Here is a 24,838-nt window from a genome sequence, read left to right as displayed (position 1 = left end):
TATGCCTACAATAGGTGACAAGGACGGTTTACATGAAATCGTCCATATCGTATTATTTGTCTGTGGTGGCAAAATACTTACCTGAGTTGTATCTACTCCCATGAATGTCAATGTTTGATTCTTGTAACACCCCCAAAATACATAAATCTATGATTTTACTAGATAATCGCACCTTCTTTTACTCACAGCCCCAGTACAAGTAGGAGCTCAGATATTACCTCACCTATACATTATCTTCATTTTAGACAAATAGCAAAAAAGACAAGTTCCCAACAAACTCGAAATAGACCTAGTCACCTAGATCACTAGAGGTATAAGTATCAGAACGCATTATCCTTCTTGTATCTTCCTCTCTCCTATCAGGGAACATTGGTAAGGCGAACCTTTCCTTTCCTAGAAAACTTTTCTGGATACGTTCTGCAACCTGCTCTGATGTTACAGGTTTTTTTCCCCTTGTATATTTATCGATCAAGAGACGAATAACTGCTGCACACAGATCGAAGTAAGAATCATCATCACCATGTCTGGTCTGTAACATTGAACTAAACAGCTCCTTAAGCCTCCCAGATATCTCTAGGCTACTTATTGCGAATTTCTCCATGATTACTCCCATACCAACTGTGACACTATCAAGATCAAACTCATACGATAGGGGCTTATAATGGGGATCGATCTGACGAATACTTTGTTCATGCTCTCTTTTCGCATCTATAAAATATATAGCAAGGTTAAGTGCCCCTATATCAATAGTTTCTATCGCTTCTAACCTAAGTTGAAGGTAAGTTCGGACTATCTCTGCAAGCTCATGAAGTTTTGATGGGTATACTTGGCTTCGATCTGTTTGAGATTCTCCTAATATATCTAACGAAGCGTTTTCGTTGAGAATAACAAGGGCAGCATTGTATAGTTCATGAACCAATGCTGATTGTCCAGAACCTTTTTCTATATCCAGTTCATTCGCAATCATCCCAATCAGTTTATCTATTGAGGGAGGTATTTCAGAATATCCTGGTATAGCAAGGTTCTCAATGCCGCCAACTTTTTTAGAAAATCGAATCTGATTAAATGTTTCTCGTTTGAGCATTTCATTCTGCCAAGCACTCGAATTCAATGCATTGATTACAATCTGAAGATTATGTTTAGACTCATGTGACGAGGGATCTTCATAAAAATCTCTGCAACCTGGATATTCGTAACCTAATATATCGTGTAACAGTGGTATGTATGGATAATCTTCACATGTATAATTCAATCTACTATCAAGGGATAAACCAGCTCTTGCTAGTAAAGAACCCATCCTTTCTTGACTAACGGGTGAATTAATAGCTCTAAGATTAAGACATAACTCCTTCGCGCTTTCTATTTTCCGATGTAATGCTTGATCATTAAACCTATAACTACTCAGGCCAGGGTTAGGTAAATTGTCAAAACTTAGCGGAAGCCTATATATCCTCCGATCTGGATGCCATTCCCTTGGATCTAAAGGCGAGTTGGTACGAGCTAAGTCGTTTACATAATCCTCTAAATATGGTGTCGTCTCATTCATTTCTGGTGAATGAACAGCAGTATCAGGTGAATTCATGACGATACCTAAATAAGTAATGTGTACAATTATAGACCTATAGTGATACGAGGGCTTGACCGAAACTGACTTAAATTAATCAGTTGAGGATCAATAAACTTGCAAACAAATAGCTGTGTATGGTTGATCGGTATCGAAGCTACATATCTCTACAATACCTATCTAGCCAACACAAATTGAACTTATCCGATACCTTAAAGATAACTTTGTACTATGTTTGAACGATAAAATTCAGCTATTTTTTGATCTGTAGTACTGATCACAACTTCGAAAGTTTCGTCTAATCTGTCAATCGCACCAGAAGCTTTAACGACATAGTACACTCCATCTGTAATAAGTATTTCAACAACATCACTCTGTTCGTCGTCCTCTCTAGTTGTCATCTGAACTCCAAGTAAAATTTGGAGTTTTTGAGTGAGATTCTTACCTTCATCCCCACCTCTTTTCACTAATTCCTGCTTTTCTAATTCTGATGTGATCCGTCCTATAGATACACTTAGATCCTGTTGGAGGATACTTGTTATCAAAGCGTCTCTCCACTGTGTGGCCTTTCTTTTACCCATCTTTGTATCAGAGAATATGGCTACTACTCCATCAAAAGCATTTATGAGTAATCCATTCTCCTCAATTATTGCTTGAATACTTGGTATTTCGGCTGCTAACGCATGTAGACTTTGTACTGCACTAAATTTTCCTGCAACAATTTCAGACATTTCGTGCTCTCCCTGTCTATTAAGTGTAGATCCAAACAAATTTGCCATACCTGGTATATCCGGTTGAATAGCAAACAATGCCACTTCACCTGGGGTAACTCCAATTGCATTTAATAAAGTTGATCCTTCAACCAATTTCCTCGTTGCACTCTCAAACCACTGTCTACTTGCTTCCATGAGGATCTTTTCGCGAACTATTCTTAAGTCTCCTTCTTCCTCGATCCATTGACGTAGATCAACTTGCCCTGGCTGGGCTTCATTCAAATGTCCATAAGATCTTGCCATACCAATGTATATTTGATCTGATAAGCCAATGATCCCAAGGAACGCATTTACCCCTCCAAACATATCAAGAAATCTTTGTTCTCTGAAGGCCGTCTGAATTGCTTTAACTACTTCTTGTATTCCAGCACTAGCATCCTTAGGAACAACTATTGCTTCCATTCTTACTGATGAAGCTAATATTTGTAACAGATCAGCGAATGCGGCCTCCTGTCCTTGTTGGTGAACTCGGTATATCATATCTACAACCCCTGTAGGTATGCCAAGTTTTTCGGCTCTTTCTTGTGAAAATTCACCACCACTTAGTGAAGTCAATAACTCTTCCATTAGCGCTTTCAGACTGAGGGTGTATTCGTTTCGAGTCCTTGCTACCAAATCATGAATTCTTTGTTCAGTTGAACTAATCCAATCACCAGATAAACCTGTTTCTTCGTTATACCTTTGTGCGACAACGATACGATCTTCTCCTTGTAATAGACCTTCGAAGCAGTTAACTACTATAGGTAGTACATTACGAAAACTTTCACGACCTTGCTCTTCTTCTTTTGCAATCTCATCTTCTATAGCAGATAGAACAGCTTGTGCAAGAGGAGGTTTCGTCTGTAAGAGATACAACATTGTATTAGCAGTTAAATACTCACCAGTTTCATTTAACCTATTCTGTTTGAAGGTACTAAATTGAGATGCATCTTCATATCCTTTACCACTAGGAAGGCTTTTCATAAGACTCTTTTGAATCTCAGAGTGGGACGAACAAACAATGCCTCTTTCTTTACCCCTGGTATGAATCTGTAAATCGCGCAATTCTCTAGATATATGTGGAAGATCATGAGTCCTTATGTTACCAAGTATAGTTGTAAGATGCTGTACTAGTTCTGGATTAAGGGCGTTCAATTTACTTATCAATTGCTGGTATTCTAGGATTTGTTCTGCTGGTAAAATTATGTATCTTTCTTTTCCCTCAAATAGTAGTTTCAAATTACCATCCCTGTCGACCACGCACAAACCACCATCACGCGATACTACAGTCTGATACAATTCTTGCACTATAATGCATGGTACACCATCCCCTGGATGTTCAGTTACAGCACCTTCCACATCTTGGTTTAGTGATGGATCACAAGTCTCATCATAAGTAATCAAAGCATTTCTCACAGCATTCGTAACTTTTTCAACAAGTTTTGGGGTCAACTCGACTTCGGAACTTCCAGTATTACCATTTTCTATACTCATAGTATTTATTTGAACAAGTTATCTAGCATTTACAACAGGATAATAGACCTATAGCACAACCTGGGCTTGACCGAAACTGACTTCTAATAAAGGGTTGTTGATTTGCGATCCTAGATGATCATTAAATACCAGCGGTGTTCAGATATTTATATACCTTTCTTTTCAAGTATTTCTGTTGTAGATTTAATATAAGACATATTTCCTATTGCCGTTTAAATGGAGAATTATCACTACCCACTTCCAAAAGAAAAGTTAATGAAAAGATATGCTCCGATCTTTAACGGGTTCAAACTCAACAATAATATTCTCCTTGTATCATTACCCTTAAGTGGACGTGGTGCCTTTTTGAAAGGAGTAGTTGAAAACAAAGATCAGTCATTGTTACGACAAATGACGGATTTGGAGGAATTCGAGTTATTATTTTCAAGTGGATATGATGGATCTGATCAATTCGGATATCTAAATTCTTTAATAACACCTTTCCTTAAGCGCATGCCAAGATCAGAAAAAAACTCCTTACTTATAGCGATAACTGCGAAAGAAACTGATCTAGCTCTTCAAATTATTGAAGATTACATCAAAAATTCTGGTAAAACATATATTCTTTTCATCATGGGTTTAGATAAAAATATCTCAGATAACCCAGACTTACTTGGAGTCATAGAAAGGTTCTACCTACACGGCTGGTTTTCAAATAAAAAGATCATTCTCATTTGTCCGATAATTAACCCTAGCTTGTTATTTAACGATGCATTCAAAAATTTGCAAAAGTCAATTTTCCAGGATGTACAGTATTTGCCCAGCTTAGATAAAGAAGAATTAGATTATGTCAGGAAGAGATTCGAACTTACCGAAGGAATTACTATTTCAGACGACTTGCACATTTTTGCTCAGAATTTATGTAGTGGTCACTACAGTATTTACAAATACATCGTAAAATCTTTACATAACAAGCCCTCGTGGATAGGGCGTTCAGTTGATGATTTCTTAAAAGAATTTCCAGAGGTAAGAAACATCTCTGGGGTTGTGTCTAAAGAATTGAAGTTGATCGAACTCTTACCCAAAGAGGATAGGACTTATATCTACGAGCAACTGTGTTTATCGGTCGGTGAGCAGTCGATACTTAAAAGTAAATATATTGCGGAACCAGATATTGATATGCACCTTATCGATATGACCCCGCTTGAGAGAGTAATATTCGATGCATTAGTTGAAAATATGCATCAAGCTATCACTAAAGAGGAGATTGCTAAGATAGTTTGGGGTGAGAAATGGGTTGACAACTACTCTGAGTGGGCTCTAGATAAGCAGATCAGTAGGTTGAGAAAAAAATTGTCTGATTACGGTTATGATCTAGAGGTTATACGTAATAGGGGTGTGGTTTTATATCTTAGAGGAGAGCGCAAGTATGGCAAATCCTTTTGAGAATCCTGCTATTTCAACTGCTAACACGCCTCCCTTACAACAAGAACTTCACCATAAAACACACACAACGCATCCTGATACTCTAGGGCTTCTAGGTGGGGCGTCTGATATTGCAGCTTTTGCTGTTTTAGATAGTGGTTCTACCCAATTACGACCGCATGGTTTAGATGCTAATACAGTTTTTGGCATAAGGGAGACAGAGAACGATCTACTACGTCACAGACAACACTTGGTTGAAATAAACGATTTACAAATACTTAGGGATCATGGTATTGATATTGATTTCTTGAGAGAATATCTCTCTAATATGAGCTTCTTAAACGTGAGGCATAATATGCTGATCGTCTACGGATCTACCGCAAATTCTATATATAATCAGATGACAAGAGAGAAATCACCTTATACTAAACCTTACAGACCTGATGTGTCTGATACTGACGTCTTAGTACCCGGTGCAATGCTCCTACATCTACAAGATCGATGGACACTAGCAGCAATGTCTGCTGGAACACTAGGAGATAGATTTACCACTTATAGGTATCAGAATTCAGCCCAAATATCAGGTGAACCTAAGCAACGACACGAGCTTTTTGCAGTAGTTTCGGATACAGACCGTGACCTGATCCAAATACATAGGGCAACCAACCATGAAGCCCCAGCGATCGTACTCTATTTAGATCTTTTAGGAAAACTTCATGCTAAGTTATTGAAACCTGTCCCCTGGGATGAGGGAACAGACCCAGTAATAAATCCCTACAACATAACAGCCTCAGGGCTTCGTGCTGTGGGAAATCTTTTGGCAAAACTCGGAGATAGTGAGGTCACGTTGCAAGAGAAAGAGAGGGTAATAGATAGTTCCTCTGTTTATTCTCAAAAATTACCGATGATAATCATAAAAATGTTAAGGGGTCTAACCATCCACGATTCTTTAGACGATCTTGATCTTGAAAATAATTATGATTGTGTCAGGGAGCTAGCTTTGGTCTGTAAGAAGATGACCGCTGCAGCGGATCGATATTTTGAATGGCATAAACAGAATCCTGTTGAGTCAGTTTATTTACTTGGGAAAACGGGTATATTAAGCATAGTGTTACAGGCTTCTAGGTTGCTTGGTGATACTGCAATTCTTGAAAAGTACACAGAACTTTTTATGGAAGCAATGCAGATGATCTCATCTGATCAATCGCTCCTACAAAAATATCCTTTACATTACATTCACTCGCTTGGTCTCCACGAAAAATATCTTAATGGTAAGAAAAGTATCGATTCTGCAGACTTAACTCATCTACAAACAGGTCATCTTATAGGAAGGTGGGCTGATCAGGACCGGAAAGATTACAGAAGATTTATGCTTGATAGTTTGCTACTTGAGATCTCTGACAAACTGATAGTACAAGGTGTGGATGCATATAGTATTAGATCTGAGGCTGATATCAATCCAACTGAAATGGATGTTAAGGATGCAAGACTAGATCTCTTTGACCTTGGGGTTAGAAGGAGGAAGCAGAAGCTTATACCTGTTATTTATCACTGAAGCTTCGTTCTGAGGATCTTTTCTCTACACAACCAAACATTTCAAACAACGAAAGAAAGAGCACGACTATCTAGCACGAATAATATCGATAGCATCAAAAATACCGACTACTATTTTGGGGTGAGAAGGGTGTAATCTAAAAATATTCCTCGATATTCAAGGTTTTTCGGGAGTTAATATTCATGGGGTTCACAGAAAAGGTTCTTATTAAAGGAACTTTCTATAATACATTATCACAAACTGCGCTATATAAGTCAATATTGACGCTACACTGATCAGAAGCTATTATACTGCGAGCTAAGATTGCCTTGGGTAATAATGGAAAAAAAGGCTCAGGAAAAAAGGATGAGTGTCAAAAAGCTTAGAAAATTCATCTCTAACAGCATTTGGGTGTATAAACAGATGTTTAGAATTTCACGCCTCGACTCGTCTATTCTTATCCTTTCCTCTTTGATCAATTCAGCTGTTCCTACAATTCAGGCATTTTTTTCAGCGAAACTTCTTGATGAGATAATTCAGATCGTGGATCAAGGATTGACAGAGATAAGGAGTCTACAAGACATCCGAAATATCTTCACAACTATCAGCCTGATGGCACTGTCTTACTTTCTACAAAACCTCACAAGGAGAATAAGGCGATATTATGACGATAAGTTTCGACGATTACATTTTAGAGAATTTGAATTGGAGATGGTGAGAAATATCTCCAAACTAGATGTACAACAATTCGAAGATCCAAGGATCTCCGATTCTATACAAAAGGCAAAGGACAACTTCTATAAAATCCAGGTGTTGACCCAATCCTCAATAGAGTTTACATCTCAACTGGTATCCACGATTATTACTGGAACCATATCCTTTACAATTTCTCCCTTACTATTTATTTTTGTGACGATATTGTCCATTCCAAACAACATAATTTTTGCAAAGTTTATTAGAAATATTTGGAACTTCTACAATAATAATATCGAGAGAAATAGAAGAGGGTGGTGGTTGAGAGGCTCTCTTACAGATGAAACCGAGTTGCCAGAACATAAAATAACTAGATCTGACCGTTATATTTACAAACGTGTCAAATCAATTTTCAGAGAACACTGGACTGAAGAGATGGAAATTCTGAAGAAGAGAGTTCGTGGAGAATTATTTTCAATTTTCCTTAATGCACTAACCTTAATGATCATACCACTTGTTCTTCTGCAAAAATTATTACAGGGCCAGTTCTCAATAGGAGACTTCACCTTCTACAGAGGTAGGTTCATGGATTATTCTGGTGAATTAGATTATATGTTTGGGATCTTTCTAGAAATTGTAGATAACTCCTCATACATCACATACGTCAGAGATCTATTTGATATTCGATCGGAAATTAAAGAGGGCGACAAGAAGCTCGATCTAAGCAAACCTATGAAGATCGAATTCCGCGACCTTTCTTTCAAATATCCGAAAGAGAAAAAATATTCCTTAAAAGATATAAATCTGACTATACATCCTAGCGATGAAGTTGCTATTGTAGGAGAAAATGGAGCAGGTAAAACAACCCTGATCAAATTACTCTTGAGATTTTATGAGCCTACAAAAGGTCAGATCTTAATTAATGATATTCCTATAGACGAGTATACAATTACTTCGTATTACAAGGCTTTCAGTGCGATCTTTCAAGATTACAACATTTATGAGGCATTAGACGTAAAAGAAAATATTGGGATCGGAAAACCGGACGCAGAATTTAACCTAGAGGAGATCAAGAGGGCATCTAAAGCAGCTGATGCACATTCTTTTATTGAGAAACTCGACAAGAAATATGGTCAGATCCTTTCTAAACAATTTACTGACGGAACAAAACTTTCCAAAGGCCAAACTCAGAAGATCGCAATAGCCAGAAATTTTTATAGAAACACTCGTATTTTGATCCTAGACGAGCCAACTGCTTCGATAGATGCTCAGGCGGAACATAAGATATTTGACAGGATCTACCAGTTTACCGAAGATAAGACGGTTATAATAATCTCTCACAGATTCTCTACGGTCAGAAAAGCTCAAAAGATCTTCGTCTTGAGCAACGGAAGGCTGATCGAATCAGGGAGTCATGAAGAGTTGATGGAGATAAAGGGCGTATACTCTGAGGCGTTTAATCTACAGGCTGAAGGTTACCAACCCGCTAACTTATAGTCGGAAGGGTTGGATAAAGACCTCTAGATATTTTCGAATTACTAAGAACCTTCTAAAGATTAACTTTCTCTGTGAAGAATTTCTTCTGGATATTCTACTACTTATTCTATGGCAAAGGTTATGTCTAGGGATTTTAGATGTAATCCGAGTGGTCGCATACCGATCTCATAATGAAGACCTCACACCTGAAATGCTCTATCTTTGACCCTTGAGTCTGAACTATGTTTTCTTACAAATTATCCTCAATCTTCTATATACCTCATTGCGATCTCTTTTTTTTCAGGGTATGGGATATTCCATGAAAAAACCCTCATGAATATTCTCTTTCTTCTTCTGTTCATCCATTGCGCTTCGAATTTTTCTATCGCACTGATCATATCTCTAGGATCTGCAATATTTGATGCTGCAAAATTCTCAGCAACCCTTTCTGTGATCCGTGCGATCTGGATATATATAATTCCAAGCAGAAAAGCGACAGAGAAGGCTATATAGAGAGGTCCGCTATGTACCATATATATTCCAGACACAATTAAAACACCCTGTGTAACAGTTAGGAGTAGAGGATGATGAAATTTGAAATGTGCAGCTTCATGTAGGATCACATAATCTAATTCTTTCTGGTCAAGCACCTCAAGAAGCTTACTTGATAAAAACATTACAGGTTTAATTACAAATCCTGACATCCCTCCAAACATTCTCTTTGACTTTATCACCCAGATCTTTTCCAATTTAAATCCACCAACGTCTTTGATCAATTTTAAGATTCTTTTATCTCTGAGGTGAGATTTCTCTACAGTTGGATCCATTAGACCTATTACGAAGTGTCGTATCTGGAAAAGATCTGCGGTGATCAGAAATGTTGTTAAAAAGGTAATGGTACTCATAAAAACTAATCTTCGTAAGCTGTCCTTACCTTTTCACCCCTTACGATCCTTTTGTCAGACCTGATAGCTTCCTTCCATGAGAGTTCAAACATACTTTTCATTGCATTGAAGATGTCAGGGTCCTCGATCAGTAGTGCATAAGGGTTCTTTTCATTAAATGATACAAATAGAACCTTATCATCAAACAGCATCAGATCAGTTTCGATCGCGTTTTTGACTGTGGATATATCCACCATCATCTGTAAATTCTTCTTTGAACCCCATTTCTTTGCCCATTCTTCATCACTTTCTGTGTCGGTTATCAATTCACGTGAACGAATATCGGAAGAAAAGAATTTCTTGAAATAGTCTTCTAGGAAATCTCCTTTCACAACCTTTTCGTAGTTTGAAGAATAGCATTGAATACATACTTCTGACGATGCTTCTAAGGTCATCTCATAGGCTTGTTTGATCCCTTCCTCTCCTTCGAGATAGTGTACCTTAGGTTTATCGGTTCTATTGTTTTGTATTGATTTTAATTGTGACATTGTTTTTTGCGTAATCTTAATTAACTTTTGGATATCAAGACTTTCATCATTAAGCATACTAACAAGCTTTTCTGGATCAGCTGCAACATAGTTCTTTTTGTTATCTCTAAGTATCTGCTTGATCAAACCAACTTTAATTAGATCATCTAGATATTGGTACACAGTTGTTCTTGGTAATCTAGATTTATAAGCTATGTTAGAGATTGTTGTCTCACCCCATTCCAAATTAGCTTTGTATACTTTTAAATGATCTTCTTTTAGACCAAACTTCTCAAACACCCGGATGATGTCCATATTTACGTCAGATAAGCTTATCTTGACTATTTATATCATATATAACACTTCTATGATAGGCTATTTATACGATTTGTGACGTCGGGAATGTCGTCAATAGCGGGACTCATATACACAGCAAGTTGAAACCCACAAACTCAGCATGAAATGATACGATAAAAACAAGTTCGCAAAGATCAAGTTACACATTTTCAAGACCCTATGATCTCAATGATACGATACTTCAACTTCCCAATATCTCACCCCAACAACCGCAGTACCTCAACCGCCCGCTTCGGATTCCCCCGACCAATTGGAAAGTAGCACGGTACAAGGTTTGTTTGGTGGTTATCAACTTCAAAAACCTCTCGTTCTAAACTGCCTTGTCCAATAACGCGGTCATAATACTCTCCAAGTACTATATTTCTACCTGTAATTGCTCGATAGGGAATAGCACCAAATGTCACAATATTCGCTGGTTTAACGATAGCTATTTCCTTAAGCAGTAACGGTGAAAATATTCGGATCATTTCTGAATTTGGCAGATCTGCATTTGACCCTGCCCACTTTACTACATTTGTAAAATAGAAGCCTTGTTCTTCCAAAACAGAGTAGACCTTACCAGCAAATTCAGGTTCCCACTCACTTCTACTCTCTATTTCACCCAATAAATTATCAGGAAAATGCCCAGCCCTATTGAAGATCCTCCATATATGCTTCGTACCTATAAACGGTAAACGTTGGCCGGTCCAATCACTGTCAGTGCTAACGTTCCGGATGGTTGGATTGATAAATACAAACATATACCTTGGTTTATCAATACAACCACCACCCATGATCGGACAAAGATCGTGCGTAGGGTAGTGAGTATCATGAATTGATCTCACCTCTTCAAATAGTTGTAACAATGTCATTCTGAATTATATCAAAATCAGAAGAACTGTCCTCAACATTCAAACTGATATAATCATTAATATAATTTTAAGTAATAGACGTTAATGATCTCTAAGAAACTCACTTATGCCATAGTTGGCGCTTCAAATGATGTCTCAAAGTATGGTTATAAGGTTTTAAAGAATCTAAAGGATTCCGGTTTTCATGTTATTCCTGTGAATCTTAAGGAGGATAAGATCTTAGATCTACCCGTATCGCATTCTCTATCCGAAATTGAGCCTAAACCTGATGTTGTTGTGACCGTAGTACCCCCAACAGTTACTATGGATATCGTGAAGCAAGTGGTCGACCTCGGTATCGGAAGTGTTTGGATGCAACCCGGGAGCGAAAGTGATGAGGCTATAGCTTATTGCGAGGAGAATGGTGTGTCCGTGATCTCTGGCGCGTGTATTATGTCCGCTAACTTATAAGGTAGGTCTATAAGTTAGCGGTACAGGTCTTTAACAAAAGGTGTTACACTCAATTATGAACTTCATCTTTTCAACCATATCACTAGCATTGATCTGTAGTTGGAATATCTTTGCCATGATAGGTTTTGTGTACACTATAAAGTGGTTGGTAAACAGGAGAAGAAAGGGGCTTTCTACACAGGCAATTGAAACAAAAGGTTCTGGAAATGACGTTACAAAAGATGATGACATACCGAAAGACGATGAGTTTACAAAAAAAGATAGCCACCCGAAAGGTTCTATCGAACATAAAGTTCCTGACACAAAAGAGAAAAGGGTTAAAAGATCAAAACAGACATTCATCGAGAGATTCTTAAAAAAAGAGTGGGATAACAGCTCTGTACTGCTCTATTCTGGTGCATTTTTGGTAGGGTTCGCGATATTCCTTTTCGTAGCATTTAACTGGGACTCGTTTACCGATCAGATCAAGACAATTCTGATCATAGGCATAACAGTTATCTTATACCTACTAGCCTTTCTATTCTCCAGAAACAGGAAGTATCAGAAAGTTTCTGACACCTTCATTCTTTTAGCATCTGCAGCGTTCATTCTGACTGGGGTAGGATTCTGGAATTTTAGTGTCAAACAAACCCTTACATTAACTTTTACTGACTATTGGGCAATATTTTCAATTCTGTTGACGGCAGTATTTTCATTAACATATATTACAGTACAAAAAAAGCTCTACCTTTGGGTGATGATCCTCTCTGCATTTTCGACCCTCATTTACGGATCAGGTGCATTTGTAAGTGAACCATTACACCGCTTTAGCTTTGTAATTTTTCTAACACCTCTCTTCTGGTTGATCATAAGAAGCATCTTCAGATCAAAGAGAGAACGCTTATTGAACTTCAACCTGTTTAGGTTCTTCTATCTTTTTGCTGACGCACTAAATATTATCTTTGTTTTTAGTATCTTGTACAGGATAGTCGAACTCGATACTAAGTTGATCCTTACTATTTCCCTATTTTTTCCTTATATTTTCACTCTATTAGGTATGATCCTCGAGAAAAGAAGCTTTGGATTGATGCATGATGGAGCTTGGTTTCCTTTCAAGCTGATAGTTCTAAGTATGTTGATCTCTGCTAATGCTGATATTTATGAATTCCTAGTTATCTCGCTTTGCTTACTTGTAATAACATGGATGATATCTATGACAAGGAGATATCAGTCATCAGTTCGATTGAGGAGGTTTGTCGCTCCTATGATATTCATGTCACTATTCCTTTCGATCGCATTACCATGGAATAAACCAATAGGTATCGAATACTGGGATACTTTACCTGCTATCCTTTCTCTGGGTCTCATATCCATTCTCTTCAGGATCAAAACTTCTAATTACAATGGTTCGTGGACAAGGATATTTAATATACCTTTAGATCTTGCAGTTACCGTAATGATAACCTTCAAAATATCTCAAGAGTTGGGAACAAATTACGGCTCAGAGATATACGGGTTGACGATATTGATACCTTTTGCATTATATTTTTCAGAATGGATAATTAGATGGAATGCAAAACGGGGAAGTTTTTGGGGATATATTGGTGCAACTATATTCATGTTGTTATCAGTCATACTTTCATCCGGTGAAAGTGGGATATTTTTCCTTTCGAGTTTGATCCTGGTTTCCTTCGTGCTTCTGTCTCTGCTCATATCGCAAAAAAGTAGGCTTACATATGTACTCTTCGTCTCTATTATATTCTCTAGTTTGACATTCTCTTTCTGGAATAGAGCAAGTTACCTAGAGGGGTTGATCCTCATGACTTTTATCATCCTTATCTTGGGGAATCTTTGGAGGGTAGGTGAGTTCTTAAAATATAAAGGGTTCAAAAAGGATGTATTGAACAAGCTTCAATGCTCGGCTGTTGGTACATCACTTTCTTACCTCCTTCTATCACTTGATCCGATATTTCAACATGATTGGTCGGTAGTTATACTTATGATACTGCTTATATCTATATATTTCTCAGTAGATCGCACGATGAGGTGGTATAGATACCTCGTCGGAGTGTGGTTTGTATATTTCTTCTGGCATATATTGGGTCACTCAGATACACCGGCATATGCAAATGCCCACCTATATGCGATGCCAGTAGTTATATACCTCGGGGTACTTTCATATCTAACACAAGATAAGAATTACTTATCCAAAGGATTTTTCTTGATTGCAAATATCATCCCACTATCTGTATGTTTGATACAAAGCATTTTCGATCCACCTGAATTCAGGGTGTACCATGGAATACTCCTTCTGATCCTTGGGGGTCTGCAACTTATCTACGGTTCATACAAGAAAGATAAGTTACTCGTCATAATCGCATCCGTATATGTTCTTGTAGAGCTGATAATTCGCCTATGGGATGTTTTGATCTCGATCCCTTGGTGGATGTATGTAGGTCTAGTAGGGGTGATCCTGATAACCCTATCGATCTATATAATTAACAAAATTACCACTGATAAGGAAGGAGAGGAAAGCAGGTAACAAGAGAAATAGATCTGAACATCTCTTAATTAGGTGTTATTTTAATTTTTCAAATAATAAAGCTGTGAGAAAAAATATCGATCTATGGGTGATAATCGGAACAACTATCTTTATTGTCCTTGTGATAATAGGGCTTAGTTTTTATCTTTATAGTAATATCGACCCAGATCAGGTTCCCAAGAATAGAACCCCTTTTGTATCAAAAACCAACTTGGGTGTAGCGAAGTTTTCAACAGAAGAAGAGTTTTATTCTTATCTCAGTGATTCACGAGCATTAGTGAACAATTCTTATGGTCGAGAATGGTCGAACGCAGTTTCCGGACAAGACCTACTCGAAGAGTCTCCAGCATTAGATGATACACCCCCACTCTCAACTGATTTCAAACAAGCCTACTCTGAAAGATACTCTACTACAAATACCCAAATCCTTTCTGTAGACGAAGCTGATACCGTTAAGACAGATGGTACAAACATCTACTATTCGAAGGAAAAATTATCTTTGTTTAATTATTGGGATGATGTTTATGATTCGCCTTCGATCCAACGAGAACCTCAGGCAAATAATGGCCTCACAAAGATCATTTCTGCATTACCTCCGGAGGATGCTTCTCTATTATCTCAGATTGATGTTGGTGGAGAAATGTATCTGGTGGATGAAATGCTGATAATACTCAACTCTGATCGAATAGTTGCTTATGATATAAGTGATCCAGCAGTTCCAAAAGCTGAATGGAATATCTCCTTAGGCTCTAACAGTCCAATAATCACCTCTCGTATGTATATGGATGAACTGTACATTATCAAGAACCAATATATCCAAGATCAACCAACGTGTCCCATGCCCTTGTATGTCGAAGATGGGTTGGGGATGAGCACTATGATCGAATGTACAGATATATATCGACCAAATCAGTTGATCTATTCGGACTCCCTTATCACCGTACTTAAATTGGATCCTAAGGATGGAGGAGTTAAAGACACTTTAAGTTTCTTAAGTAATGCATATATGTCAGATGTTTATATGTCGGGTGAAAACCTGTACATAACCTATCAGGTCGGTATCGATGAATACGCAATCATTAGCGATTTCATAACGAAAAACCCAGTTCTATTCACACAGGCGATAATTGAAAGGGTAGAGCAGTTAGATCAATACGATATCTCATCATATTCCAAGTTGAGTGAGCTTGAGACTGTCATGGGTAGATATGTACTCTTTATGAATGATGATGAACAGAGCATGTTTAGAAATAATCTGAACAATTCTTTTGATACCTACATTAATTCTGCTGTCAGAAGTCTCTCGACAACAGGAATTACAAAGATAGATACTAAGTCGCTAGACATTGTAGCCTCAGCAGATATTCCAGGGTTTCTTCTAAATCAATTCTCACTTGATGAATATGAGGGATATTTGAGAGTTGCAACAACAGTAGGAGGAGAGATATGGAGTGAATGGTTCCAAAGTAGTATAGAAAATCAAAACGATATCTTCATCTTTGATGAGGATCTTGATCAGATAGGATCTATCGAGGGTTTAGGTTTAACCGAATCCATATATTCAGCCAGATTTATAGGTGAAAAGGCTTATATTGTGACCTATAGGCAAATAGATCCATTCTATGTGATCGATCTAGAAGATCCGAATAATCCGAAAATGACGGGTGAGTTGAAGATACCGGGATACTCATCATATTTACACCCTCTCTCGAATGATGTGATCATGGGGATCGGAAAAGAGGATGGTCGTGTAAAGGTATCCCTCTTTGATGTGAAAACTCCGGGTAATCCCATAGAGGTCAGTAAATATGCTTTGACGGATTATTGGAGTGAAATCGAAAGCAATCACCATGCATTCTTAAATGACCCTAAACACCAAGTAGTGTTTTTACCTGGTCGTACAGGGGGTCATATCATGAGTTATAAGGATAATACACTAACATTAGAAAAGACCGTAACTGGATATACTGTCGATCGTGCAGTATATATCGATGATTATATGTACATTCTTTCAAGACAGGGGGTCGTTGTACTAGATGAAAATAGTTGGGAAACTATCAAAGAATTGTCCTTTTAAGATATTTAGATACCGTGTTGGGGATCATCTAGGTACTCATTTTTTCTGTGGGTGTAGAAGACATTCCAAATACAAGTATCACAACATGATCATAAGTTCTACATTTTAACTTATGATAGTTAACTAAAAATAACTTATGGTGCAGAGATCTTTAGAGCACTTGAGAACTCATTACACAGAATATTCTCCGCCATTACAAGAACTTCAGGGTATTCTTTGATCAACCTTGAGATATGATCAACAACCTCTGTAGGCCATGATATATCTCCTGGTTTCACCAAACGAGAGATCTTCTGTCCGATATGCTTCGAACTGGAATGGATCAGGTCTTCATTTCTCCTAGCATGTGCATCTCGCCACAAAATAACATCACTTCTGTCTAAATGGATCCCATACAGTGCACGAGCGGTATCTTCTATGTCCACAAATCTCTTCTTCACAACATTTAGATCTGTATTCATCTCGATATTTTTATCATATTGATTATTAGTATCATTATCATTGATTGATCCTATATCTACTTTGAAACCCCACTTTCTTAGGAAAGACCCATTTTCCTCAAGTATCTCCTTCCGATCTCTCCAACGCATACCCACCCCATCATATCTCGTAACAACCTCTGCCCAATTAACAAACCTTTTCGACATCTGCTCATAAACTTGTCGCGTCAAAGATTGTACTGTGCTTACTTCATATATATCTGTATCTGTTCTTTCTCCTGACCTGACCTGTTTGATATCACCCTCACTTTTCAATTGGATAATTGCGTTATCAGTACCAAGGTATGATCTATAAGCCGAGTCAATATCTAGAAATTTATCAAGCATTCCTGACACATCATTTTCTTCGATCAAGCCGTAGTTCAAACCATATGCTACTGTGACACACATACTGTATGGACCTCGATCGCAAACCAAGATCGAATCATCATCTACAGTCTCAATGATCCCCGGAAGTGTCTCTAATCGATTAAGTGCAAGAATAACTCCTGTTATCTCTAGCTGTCTTGGAGTATCCCAAACATGCTCAAGGCCTGAGATCTTTCTAAACTTTTCATTTTCAGTCAGAAAAGCTCTAACCAAAGTTCCAAAAGGTAATGCATAGTAGGGGTATGAGATAGTACGGACAAGATTTCCGGCTCGAGAGAGCATATCAACGATAGCTGCTGTGGAATCAGCTTTACCGACTTGATCTTGTCCCTCGATAACAATTGTTTTCACCATTGAACCACTCTACATCAAAGTTCCTCTGATGACCACAGATAAAGATATGGCAACCCCAAGATCATAAAAAACACCATCAGACCTTGTGAAAGTGTAAGAAAGTAGTGATCTACATTCCCTATGAACAGTATAGTCACTATAACCAAAATATACACGAGAGATAACCTTGTCCTTATAGCAGAAATGAGCATATAGCCTAGAAAGAGTAGGGTCAGTAAACCGCCAAAAAATATCCCGTGTTCGACAAATATTAATATGAAAATATTGTGAACCGGCTGTAGCATTGTCAATCCTGAGATCCCAACTGGAGCATATTCATAGAAATATTTTGTGAAATTTCCATTACCTACACCTAAAAGATAATGATCTCCAAGATATCTGATCGAACTTTCGATAAGTAGGATTCTTTCATATATAGATCTGTCCTTGGCAAGAAAGGGTATCTTCATATCAATATCTGAGGTGTTAAGACTTGGAGAGATAGTCGATAACTGCATCAGAGATGCATTTGAAAATTTGTGTTTTTGAGAAACCCTCTTTCTCAGAAACAAGCCTATCACTACTACAAAACAGGATATTAGCAAAACAAGATATCCTGCATGCGAAAAACTTATAAGTACGGCAAGTATAGAGGTGATTATCAAAGCAATACTTACAAAATACTGTCGAAACTTAGACATCCATTTTGTTTGCGAGATGGTCTCGATAAACCCAACAGAAAGAATTATGCAAAACACTGCATATCCAGCATATAGGTTGGGGTGTGGGAATGTACCGTATGCACGAAGATATAGATCACCTTTAAGAGCGATACTACTACTGTCTGCTCTTCCTGCTGCTACTATAGATTCACCTATAAAGCCCAGACCGATCGAAGTTCCACCTATCAACTGAAAGATCCCTAATATAAGCTGGGTTGTGGAAAGGAGAAGCAGTATCTTTATTATTGAATAGATCTTGTTGATCGACTGTCCGACACTTATTTTTTGACCTCCAACATCGGTACGAAGCCAGGCGAAGATCGCCATTGATGATGTAATATATGCTAACCATCTAAATGATTGGATAATTACTGTCAAATCATGAAAAAGTATTGTGTGAAATACCAAATATCCAGTCAATACCGATAGTAACAACTTCTGTTCCTTCTTGATGTTACCTGTTAGTAAAAATGTAAATACTGTAAGTACTGCAAATAGATCTATTATTGAAAGAGAGGGTGCTAGATAATTCACAAATATCCCGTTTACATATGCATTATCAAGCAGATAAGGGATCGTATAAGTGATATTGAATGGGATAGAGGTGATCAACATCAATACTGATGCCGAGAACAGATGTGCTCTAAGTGCGATGATAACCCATGCAATACAGAAGATCCCAAGAACAACTGCACGCGATTCACCATATGAGAGGCCTAAAATAACAAAAAGGGTTCCAGCTGATATCATACCAGCTACAAGAACCCTTTTTACAAGATCATAACTACCCAAGTTTTTATCACTCCTCGGTCAGATCATCTGTCCCCAGTATATCATCAACCTCTGATTCGTCCATCAATCCCAACTGTTTTTCACTCTTTGGAATTATTCTGACAAATCTATCCTGTCCTTCGCCATAACTTTCTGTAGAGATGTCATCAAATTTTGACAGGGTCATATGAACAACTCGTCGTTCGGCTGCTGACATTGGCTCCATATCTACGGGCTCACCAAGTATCCTAGCGTCATCTGCAAGTCTCATTGCGATCCTTTCAACCTTATCCAATTTGCTTTTCTTATAACCCGAAACATCTACATTTACATAAAATCTCTCTTCTTCAGAAGCAAACTTCTTATTGATCAACATCGAGAGTATGAATTGCAATCCTCGCAGATGAGCTCCGTGATTTCCGATCATATAACCAAGATCTTGACCATTGTATGTGATGCTTATGACCCTTTGGTCTCCACTGTCTGATTGAGACAAGGTACAGCTAACATCCGCCTCAACGCTCATCAATTGGCTAAATTCTTTCACGTACTGGTCTACTGCTGCGATCAACTCTGCATCACTCATAGTATTTAAGTATTAATAATTTATCAAAATCAGGCAGTTTTACTCTCGTTTAATTTCGGAATGAATGAGAGTACATCTTTCAATGTCTTTATAAACTTCTCTTTATCTATGAAGTAGTATTGAACTATGAACATAAGTGATTGAGCAAACCAGTATATACCAAGTACTGCAGGTTGGCTCAATGTAAGGTATGCAGTAAGTATGGGGAATATTGTACTCATAGATCTGGTCATCTGCTGTTGCATTTCCTCTGGTGACATTGCTTCATCCTTATTACCCTTATTTTCTTTTTTAGGTAGTGCTGTTCCTTGGAATTTTTGCATAAATACAGTAGAAATGTACTGTACAACACCAACAGCTAATCCCAAGAATAAGTATGGTAATCTCTCATTAGCCCACAAGCTCATATTTTCAAATGCTGTATACGAACCATTAAGATCCCACCATAGGAACTTAAGATTTTTTAAGACCTCTTTGCCGTTTGCAAAAACAAGGTCATGTACTGGTCCGTACAATCCCTCAAAATTCCCGTCATTAATAGTACGGATCACTCCGAATATTGCTGCCAATATAAGGATCTGGGGCAGAAAACTACTTACACAACCTATCGGATTATATCCGACATCCTTGTATAGTTTCATCTGTTCAGCTGCCAGTTTCTCTTTGTTATTTTTGAACTTCTTTTGAAGTTTATCTAATTCGGGCTTCAACTTAGCCATTTTTTGGGTCATCTCCATCTGTTTCTTTGTAGAAGGAAGGAGGAGTAGTCGGATCACTACTGCCATAGCAATAACCGCCAGTCCTAGGTTCTGTCCTAAGATGACGTAAAGAAGTAACAATATATTTAAAAATGGATTGAAGAACAGGGTCTTCCAAAGAGTCGATAACACTTGGGTATCTCTTAGTAAATTGATATCAAAGTCTTCATATGACTTCCGGATTATACCGCTAACTTATAGAGGTGTATAGGTTAATGCGGAATTAAAAATTAATAACAAAATACTTTATGGATCATTGCAACAGTTTACCCATACAGAAGCAACTTTTCATGGAAAGGTTCTTTCATTTATGATCTGAAAGCTTATATTCCATACTTTAGTACTTTGAGAAGTTTATTAATTAATTCACTCCAACAAACTTTCAGTCAGGGGTCTATATAGGATGACTCAAACTTTCTCCGGCACTGGGTCGTAGTGTGGGTGAGTGGACCAAGCATTACATCTCGCAACTCTTTTTATCGCCATTATGCTTCCACGAATAGCTCCAAACCTTTCAATAGCTTCATAACCGTACTGAGAACATGATGGGGAGTATCGACAGTATCGCGTATTTGGGAAGATCTTCCCCATGATCCCATGGTCGTAGGAGAGAGTCTTCTGATAGATCCGAATTATGAACATTAATATATATTTCATTACTTTTTCATTCTAATATGTTTTGCCCAATTCTGTTTGAGCCATTCTTCTGCTTCAGCTAATTGGCTACCCATACCGCGTTTGATAAGTTCTTTATTTACAATATTCCCTCTATGAGGATTATCATAAAGCTGAGGTAGAGGGGAGTGAAAACCGTGAGCATAGTGAACCATCTCATGAGCTATCGTCATTCGGGGGATCAATTCAGGAACAGAGAGAGATGCAAAGAATCGGGTAATTGTAATTATTGAAACACGTGGGTCGTCTTGGAATTTTAGTTCTTCCTCTTTATCCTTCATCAGATACTTGATCTTGCTTCTATTAGTTGCCCATTTGATCGAGCCAAGCCGTCTTGCTGAATATTTGCCAAAGTGGATCAAAACAAGATTTTTTCTTGGTACATCTGAAAAGAAAGAGTCCCATAGCTCATACATCATAACTTCCAGATCTTGGATTGTTCGTTCACCATTACTTAGTGCCATAACGAATACTTTGATCCAATTGAGAATACAGTTCTTTTCTCAAGATTTGAAATTTCTCAGGATAACTATGTGCAACATAACTAAACTTCATCCCGTAAAGTTCTGTTGGATGAGATGAAAGAAATTCCCGCACTATATGTCTAAGTTGACGAGATAAACGATGCCGTATTACAGCATTTCCAACTTTTTTACTCACAACAAAACCGAAAAGGGGGGGTGAGGCTAAAGAACGATCTGAAACAAAGATAAGCATACCGAAAGTTCCACGAATCTTTACTCCATTTCTATATATACTTTTAAACTCACTTTGTGAGGTGAGCCTATTCTTTTTATCCAACATTAACCGAGGATACTAAAAATTGGGGTGTAAAGCACTAGCGCATTTTTGCCTTAGGTTTCTTTCGGAGTAAGGTATACTCTTCTGTAGCGGATAGAGCTTTTCTACCCTTATCCCTTCTACTGGCAAGGACTTTTCGTCCACCCTTGGTCTTCATTCTGGCTCTAAAACCAAACTTTCGAATCCTTTTTAATTGCTTTGGTTGATAGGTTCTTTTCATCAGCGATATAAATATTGATTAGACGAGGGATTATAGCCTAAGAGGAGGATTTGTTCAAATTTCCATTATCAGAGTATGTCTTTTCAGTATCTGAAGTTCCTGTATCAAATAAGTCACCTTCGACAACTTCAGCCTCAAGCTTCATTCTCTTAAAGAGATCCTTCCCTTTATCACCTGCCATCTTTGCCTCCTGACCGACAAATCTTGGAACAGTAAATGAGAATGTAGAACCTTTGCCTAATTCGCTTTCAACGTTTACACTACCACCCATTTGCTTGATCAAACCAAAAGCAACATACAACCCGAGACCAGATCCTCCTGGACGGACTATGTTATTGCCATTAGATCCTCTATCACCATTCTCATGAACGTGTTCAATATACTGATTTTCACGATACCATTTTTCCCCGAGATGCTTTACAGCATCTGGCGAGATCCCTATCCCAGTATCTTTTACGTGGACAGTTACAAATTTCTCATCTGTTTCAACTGAGATCTTTACAGATCCCTTCGGAGTATATTTAATGGCGTTATTAACAAAATTGTCTAACACTTCTGCAATTCGTACAGGATCTGCGAATATAGAAAGGGTCTCGTCGAAGGGTTCTACAGAAAGTTCAAGTTTATGATCTTCTGCCATCGACGTATGACCAAGTATACTATTATCAATGAGTCTCTTAAGCTCAACCTCATCTAGGTTCAACTCCATCCTACCAGCATCGATCTTTGTTGAGCTGAGCATTGTTTCAAGGAGGCGTATCTCACGTTCAAGGGCATCACGAATAGCCTCATCGACCTGTAGGAACTCATCTCGAGTGAACTGCTCGGGGTGTTTCTCTGCTTTGCTTCGTAAAAGGCTCTGTTTGATCTTGATAATTGAGAGTGGGGTGCGGAGTTCGTGCCCCATTATGTCCATCATATCGCGCTCGCGGCGGCGAACTTCTTGGAGCTGAGAGTTCTTACTTTGTAGATCCTTCGTCGCTTCGTCTATCTTCGACCTCAAGGTTTCATTGAACTCCGTTACCTCCTTATATAATACTGCCCTACCAAAAGCGATCGAAACGTTTGAAATAATCTGTTCCAGAAGATTCAACTCTGAAAGAGAGTAAGCATCACTTCTCTCCCTTTGCTTGAGAAGTAATACCCCGTTCAACTTGATAGCTCTGTTCAAAGGTAATATTGCTTCAATATCCTCGTCATGCATAATTGCTACGAACCTCCCAATCCTTAACCTTCTCTCCTGAGTTAGATCCTCTCTATTGTCTGCGTACTCCAGAAGCTCATCACGAAGGATGATTTCTTTTGACGACATATCTCCCCAGTAGTCAAGAATCTCGCTTATACCATAATGTGTACCAAATCGAGACGTAACATTCTCTGAGTATTTTGTATAGGTTATTTCATGGGTTTTATCATGAAATATAACAATACCTACCTTCTCAACGTCTAACAGTTCATGTAGAGCTTGAAATGTTTGATCGGTAATTGTGTCAATCTGAAGTGAAGTAGAGATGATCTTGAGATAGTGATCTAAGAATTTCTGTGTACTTGCATCTCGTAAGCCAAAAATGTCATCTATTACCCTTTCTGAAGAATTAAGAAACCCGTTGAAAATGGTAAATATTACCAGAGAAATAAAAAGTCCAAAGGTAATCGATTCAATAGTATATTCACCACCCCACACACTAACATGTAACCAGTAACCGAGATTAAAAAAGGCATATAGGGAAACTGCATTTGTAAAGAAGAAAAGGACCTTGCCTGAGATGTACCTTATCCCAAATAATCGATAACGAGCAATTGCGTAATATAAAGATACAACCCAGATAAATATCCAAACTGGGGCGATAGATCCAGTCGAGCTATTTCCTAAAACAATTGGTAGAAAAACATTTGTTGTCGTCATCCCGAAAGAGACAATTATCAAACCAAATAACACTATCGTTATCTTTAGCTTTCTGCTACCAGTGAGATCTGAGCGAATACGTATCATCGAAACGATAGAGTAAACTATTGGAGAGAGAGATACGATTAAGAAGGGGACATAAAGGAAACCTCTCTCCAACATGTACCCTGGTGTTTTATCTAGGTATGTAATCGTATCGATAACAAAATTGCTAAATGCTAATGGTGATATCAGAATGGGTAACAATGCTAACGCCGCTTTCGGTTTGAACTTTGGGTCAATTATCGAACTGATTACAAGATAGATCGAGGTTGTTATGAAAGGGATAAAGAAGTAGAGAGCTCTGTTTGAGATAATGTCGAAAAGAGGGTCTTTTGGTTCATTAGATATGAATAACACACCGATAAACACCGACAATGAAGCTGACAACATCACAAAGAAGAACTTGTTTTGTTTCGTAACAGTTGAGGAAATAAGTACAAGAAAAGCTAGAATGGTAAGCCCAAGGATAGAAACAACTGTAAAAATCATGTATAGCATACTCTGATACTATATGAATATATTATCTAATTCAATTTCATACATAAATATCTTTGCCAAGTGATGTAATTCT

20 protein-coding genes are annotated in these 24,838 nt (G+C 37.9%); 6 read left to right on the top strand and 14 right to left on the bottom strand.

Annotated features, from left to right (window positions below):
* Positions 1-289: 289 nt before the first annotated feature.
* On the bottom strand, positions 290-1,582 hold the full coding sequence (locus H6763_03780; protein MCB9803925.1) for a hypothetical protein: 1,293 nt from the start codon (positions 1,580-1,582) through the stop codon (positions 290-292).
* 194 nt (positions 1,583-1,776) lie between these two features.
* Positions 1,777-3,810 carry a hypothetical protein gene (locus tag H6763_03775; protein ID MCB9803924.1) on the bottom strand — a complete coding sequence of 678 codons (2,034 nt, stop codon included), beginning with the start codon at positions 3,808-3,810 and terminating at the stop codon, positions 1,777-1,779.
* Positions 3,811-4,026: 216 nt separating this feature from the next.
* On the opposite strand from H6763_03775, the gene H6763_03770 reads away from it, so the two are divergent.
* The 3 genes from H6763_03770 (at position 4,027) to H6763_03760 (ending at position 8,938) form a co-directional block, all read left to right on the top strand.
* The gene (locus H6763_03770; GenBank protein MCB9803923.1) at positions 4,027-5,235 is read left to right on the top strand and encodes a helix-turn-helix domain-containing protein; all 1,209 of its coding nucleotides are present in this window, start codon (positions 4,027-4,029) and stop codon (positions 5,233-5,235) included.
* Complete coding sequence (locus H6763_03765; GenBank protein MCB9803922.1) at positions 5,219-6,769, top strand: hypothetical protein; 1,551 nt, start codon at positions 5,219-5,221, stop codon at positions 6,767-6,769. Before H6763_03770 ends, H6763_03765 begins: the two co-directional genes overlap by 17 nt.
* Before the next feature lie 318 nt (positions 6,770-7,087).
* Entirely contained in the window at positions 7,088-8,938 is a 1,851-nt protein-coding gene (locus H6763_03760) for an ABC transporter ATP-binding protein (GenBank protein ID MCB9803921.1), read from the top strand.
* Between the two features lie 242 nt (positions 8,939-9,180).
* Here H6763_03760 and H6763_03755 read toward each other — a convergent pair whose 3' ends face one another.
* From H6763_03755 to H6763_03745, 3 genes are all read right to left on the bottom strand, one after another.
* Complete coding sequence (locus tag H6763_03755; protein ID MCB9803920.1) at positions 9,181-9,822, bottom strand: M48 family metalloprotease; 642 nt, start codon at positions 9,820-9,822, stop codon at positions 9,181-9,183.
* Positions 9,823-9,827: 5 nt separating this feature from the next.
* Positions 9,828-10,643 carry a hypothetical protein gene (locus H6763_03750; GenBank protein MCB9803919.1) on the bottom strand — a complete coding sequence of 272 codons (816 nt, stop codon included), beginning with the start codon at positions 10,641-10,643 and terminating at the stop codon, positions 9,828-9,830.
* 239 nt (positions 10,644-10,882) lie between these two features.
* Positions 10,883-11,536, bottom strand: a complete 654-nt coding sequence (locus H6763_03745) for a hypothetical protein (protein MCB9803918.1) — start codon at positions 11,534-11,536, stop codon at positions 10,883-10,885.
* A gap of 84 nt (positions 11,537-11,620) precedes the next feature.
* Between H6763_03745 and H6763_03740 the strand changes: the two genes are divergently transcribed.
* The 3 genes from H6763_03740 to H6763_03730 all read left to right on the top strand — a co-directional run bounded on the left by H6763_03740 (position 11,621) and on the right by H6763_03730 (position 16,584).
* The gene (locus tag H6763_03740; GenBank protein MCB9803917.1) at positions 11,621-11,986 is read left to right on the top strand and encodes a CoA-binding protein; all 366 of its coding nucleotides are present in this window, start codon (positions 11,621-11,623) and stop codon (positions 11,984-11,986) included.
* A 55-nt stretch (positions 11,987-12,041) separates the two neighbouring features.
* Positions 12,042-14,507, top strand: a complete 2,466-nt coding sequence (locus H6763_03735; GenBank protein ID MCB9803916.1) for a DUF2157 domain-containing protein — start codon at positions 12,042-12,044, stop codon at positions 14,505-14,507.
* A 64-nt stretch (positions 14,508-14,571) separates the two neighbouring features.
* A complete protein-coding gene (locus H6763_03730) occupies positions 14,572-16,584 on the top strand; it encodes a beta-propeller domain-containing protein (GenBank protein ID MCB9803915.1) in 2,013 nt (670 codons plus the stop codon).
* Between the two features lie 134 nt (positions 16,585-16,718).
* On the opposite strand, the gene H6763_03725 is transcribed toward H6763_03730, so the two are convergent.
* From H6763_03725 to H6763_03685, 9 genes are all read right to left on the bottom strand, one after another.
* On the bottom strand, positions 16,719-17,807 hold the full coding sequence (locus H6763_03725) for a hypothetical protein (protein ID MCB9803914.1): 1,089 nt from the start codon (positions 17,805-17,807) through the stop codon (positions 16,719-16,721).
* 14 nt (positions 17,808-17,821) lie between these two features.
* Positions 17,822-19,300: an O-antigen ligase family protein gene (locus tag H6763_03720; GenBank protein ID MCB9803913.1), complete on the bottom strand. Its 1,479-nt coding sequence runs from the start codon at positions 19,298-19,300 to the stop codon at positions 17,822-17,824.
* 7 nt (positions 19,301-19,307) lie between these two features.
* Positions 19,308-19,865, bottom strand: coding sequence for a hypothetical protein (locus H6763_03715; protein MCB9803912.1), 558 nt, complete (start codon positions 19,863-19,865; stop codon positions 19,308-19,310).
* 29 nt (positions 19,866-19,894) lie between these two features.
* A complete protein-coding gene (locus H6763_03710) occupies positions 19,895-20,755 on the bottom strand; it encodes a membrane protein insertase YidC (GenBank protein ID MCB9803911.1) in 861 nt (286 codons plus the stop codon).
* Between the two features lie 276 nt (positions 20,756-21,031).
* Positions 21,032-21,280, bottom strand: a complete 249-nt coding sequence (gene yidD / locus H6763_03705; protein ID MCB9803910.1) for a membrane protein insertion efficiency factor YidD — start codon at positions 21,278-21,280, stop codon at positions 21,032-21,034.
* Positions 21,280-21,762 carry a hypothetical protein gene (locus tag H6763_03700; protein MCB9803909.1) on the bottom strand — a complete coding sequence of 161 codons (483 nt, stop codon included), beginning with the start codon at positions 21,760-21,762 and terminating at the stop codon, positions 21,280-21,282. Before H6763_03700 ends, yidD begins: the two co-directional genes overlap by 1 nt.
* A complete protein-coding gene (gene rnpA / locus H6763_03695; protein MCB9803908.1) occupies positions 21,749-22,102 on the bottom strand; it encodes a ribonuclease P protein component in 354 nt (117 codons plus the stop codon). Before rnpA ends, H6763_03700 begins: the two co-directional genes overlap by 14 nt.
* A 34-nt stretch (positions 22,103-22,136) precedes the next feature.
* Positions 22,137-22,319: a 50S ribosomal protein L34 gene (gene rpmH, locus H6763_03690; protein MCB9803907.1), complete on the bottom strand. Its 183-nt coding sequence runs from the start codon at positions 22,317-22,319 to the stop codon at positions 22,137-22,139.
* A gap of 37 nt (positions 22,320-22,356) precedes the next feature.
* Positions 22,357-24,765, bottom strand: a complete 2,409-nt coding sequence (locus tag H6763_03685; protein ID MCB9803906.1) for a hypothetical protein — start codon at positions 24,763-24,765, stop codon at positions 22,357-22,359.
* Between the last annotated feature and the right edge of the window lie 73 nt (positions 24,766-24,838).

Source organism: Candidatus Nomurabacteria bacterium (assembly GCA_020632395.1).
GTDB lineage: Bacteria > Patescibacteriota > Dojkabacteria > SC72 > JAHDCA01 > JACKFQ01.
The sequence above is the reverse complement of the archived record's forward strand: the minus strand, read 5'-3'. Positions and strand labels throughout refer to the sequence as shown.

What these genes read in the sequence shown, in the direction of transcription:
- H6763_03780 (MCB9803925.1), bottom strand. Translation starts at nt 1,582, where the DNA reads ATGAATTCACCTGATACTGCTGTTCATTCACCAGAAATGAATGAGACG.
- H6763_03775 (MCB9803924.1), bottom strand. Translation starts at nt 3,810, where the DNA reads ATGAGTATAGAAAATGGTAATACTGGAAGTTCCGAAGTCGAGTTGACC.
- H6763_03770 (MCB9803923.1), top strand. Translation starts at nt 4,027, where the DNA reads ATGGAGAATTATCACTACCCACTTCCAAAAGAAAAGTTAATGAAAAGA.
- H6763_03765 (MCB9803922.1), top strand. Translation starts at nt 5,219, where the DNA reads ATGGCAAATCCTTTTGAGAATCCTGCTATTTCAACTGCTAACACGCCT.
- H6763_03760 (MCB9803921.1), top strand. Translation starts at nt 7,088, where the DNA reads ATGGAAAAAAAGGCTCAGGAAAAAAGGATGAGTGTCAAAAAGCTTAGA.
- H6763_03755 (MCB9803920.1), bottom strand. Translation starts at nt 9,822, where the DNA reads ATGAGTACCATTACCTTTTTAACAACATTTCTGATCACCGCAGATCTT.
- H6763_03750 (MCB9803919.1), bottom strand. Translation starts at nt 10,643, where the DNA reads ATGGACATCATCCGGGTGTTTGAGAAGTTTGGTCTAAAAGAAGATCAT.
- H6763_03745 (MCB9803918.1), bottom strand. Translation starts at nt 11,536, where the DNA reads ATGACATTGTTACAACTATTTGAAGAGGTGAGATCAATTCATGATACT.
- H6763_03740 (MCB9803917.1), top strand. Translation starts at nt 11,621, where the DNA reads ATGATCTCTAAGAAACTCACTTATGCCATAGTTGGCGCTTCAAATGAT.
- H6763_03735 (MCB9803916.1), top strand. Translation starts at nt 12,042, where the DNA reads ATGAACTTCATCTTTTCAACCATATCACTAGCATTGATCTGTAGTTGG.
- H6763_03725 (MCB9803914.1), bottom strand. Translation starts at nt 17,807, where the DNA reads ATGGTGAAAACAATTGTTATCGAGGGACAAGATCAAGTCGGTAAAGCT.
- H6763_03715 (MCB9803912.1), bottom strand. Translation starts at nt 19,865, where the DNA reads ATGAGTGATGCAGAGTTGATCGCAGCAGTAGACCAGTACGTGAAAGAA.
- yidD (MCB9803910.1), bottom strand. Translation starts at nt 21,280, where the DNA reads ATGAAATATATATTAATGTTCATAATTCGGATCTATCAGAAGACTCTC.
- H6763_03700 (MCB9803909.1), bottom strand. Translation starts at nt 21,762, where the DNA reads ATGGCACTAAGTAATGGTGAACGAACAATCCAAGATCTGGAAGTTATG.
- rnpA (MCB9803908.1), bottom strand. Translation starts at nt 22,102, where the DNA reads ATGTTGGATAAAAAGAATAGGCTCACCTCACAAAGTGAGTTTAAAAGT.
- rpmH (MCB9803907.1), bottom strand. Translation starts at nt 22,319, where the DNA reads ATGAAAAGAACCTATCAACCAAAGCAATTAAAAAGGATTCGAAAGTTT.
- H6763_03685 (MCB9803906.1), bottom strand. Translation starts at nt 24,765, where the DNA reads ATGCTATACATGATTTTTACAGTTGTTTCTATCCTTGGGCTTACCATT.